The 1,486-nt window shown below is 69.9% G+C and carries 1 protein-coding gene; it reads left to right on the top strand.

Annotated features, from left to right (window positions below; translation table 11 throughout):
- Nucleotides 1–137 precede the first annotated feature (137 nt).
- The gene (locus tag LOK55_RS13880; protein WP_043341062.1) at nt 138–1,187 is read left to right on the top strand and encodes an IS110 family transposase; all 1,050 of its coding nucleotides are present in this window, start codon (nt 138–140) and stop codon (nt 1,185–1,187) included.
- Nucleotides 1,188–1,486: the final 299 nt, after the last annotated feature.

A 1,486-nucleotide genomic window follows, 5' to 3' on the forward strand; every position in this document is an offset into this window, starting at 1 on the left:
TAGACGCTATGAGTGGTTGAGCCTGAGGCCTCCGCTCGCGTAGACCGTGGGTTGCGAGCCGGTCTTCCGGCTTCGCCTATCCACATACGTGAGGGAGGCCCCAGTTGATATCTGAGCGTACGAGTGTCGGGCTGGATGTGCACGCGCGGAGCGTGGTCGCGGCCGCGATCGATGAGCGAACCGGGGAGCTCGTGCAGCGACGCATGGGCTCCAGCACCGAGGAGATCGTCGCATGGGTGACGGGTCTGCCGGGCCCGGTCGCGGCGACGTACGAGGCCGGTCCGACCGGGTTCGGCCTCGCCCGCGCGTTGACGGCGGCGGGGGTGCGGTGCGTGGTCGCGGCGCCGTCGAAGCTGCAGCGCCCGGTCGGTGACCGGGTGAAGACCGACGCGCGCGACGCGGTCCATCTGGCCCGCCTGTTGCGTCTCGGGGAGATCGTTGAGGTGGTCGTCCCGAGCGTCGAGTCCGAAGCGGCCAGGGATCTGGTGCGCGCCCGCGAGGATGCCCGCGGCGATCTGATGTCCGCCCGGCACCGGGTCAGCAAGCTGTTGCTGCGGCAAGGCATCCAGTACACGGGCGGAAAGGCCTGGACCGTCGCGCACGACGGGTGGCTGCGATCGCAGTGGTTCGAGCTGGTCGGTCTGCAGGCCGCGTTCGACGCCGCCTACGAAGCGATGATCCAGGCCGTAGATCGACGCGACAGACTCGACGCGGCGATCACCCGTATGGCCGCGGACAGCGAGTTCACCGACGTCGTGAACCGGCTCTGCTGCCTGCGGGGCGTGTCGACGCTGACCGGGTTCGGTCTCGCGGTCGAGATCGGCGACTGGACCCGCCTGGACGGGCACCGCATCGGCGCTTATGTCGGCCTGACCCCGTCGGAGTCTTCGTCCGGGGCGTCACGGGCACTGGGCGGGATCACCAAGACCGGCAACGGTCACGCCCGCCGGCTGCTGATCGAAGCGGCCTGGCACCACCGCCCCGCCTACCGGCCCACGTCGCCGATCATGCGCGCCAGATGGGACCGTGCCAGCGCGGCGGCCCGGGCGCGAGGGCATGCCGGCAACCAGCGGCTCCACGACCGTTGGGTCGGGTTCCAGGTCCGGAAGAAGCGCAGCGTCGTCGCCAACGCCGCGATCGCCCGCGAGCTCGCCGGCTGGTGCTGGTCCCTGGCTGTCATGACCTGACCCGTGGTCCTCCAGCTTCCGGTCGTCGACGGTGGTGACGGCAGCGTCCGGGCGACTCGCGACACGCCCTATGAGCACCCCGCCCAGCGGGTCACGCTCGATCTCTAGACTCGCGTGAACGCCCCGCCGAACAAACCGTCATGCGGTATCCAACCCGCGCATATCAGAGTGACAACGCGTCGAACACGACACGCGCGCCACCACCGGACACGACCGGAACGAGCGGACGCCGAAGCCGACGGGCACGGCGTCCGCTCACCCCTGCACACTTGACAAACCCACGCCCATATCAGGGCGTG

It is taken from the genome of Microbacterium sp. F2E, assembly GCF_020905435.1.
Lineage (GTDB): Bacteria > Actinomycetota > Actinomycetes > Actinomycetales > Microbacteriaceae > Microbacterium > Microbacterium lacticum.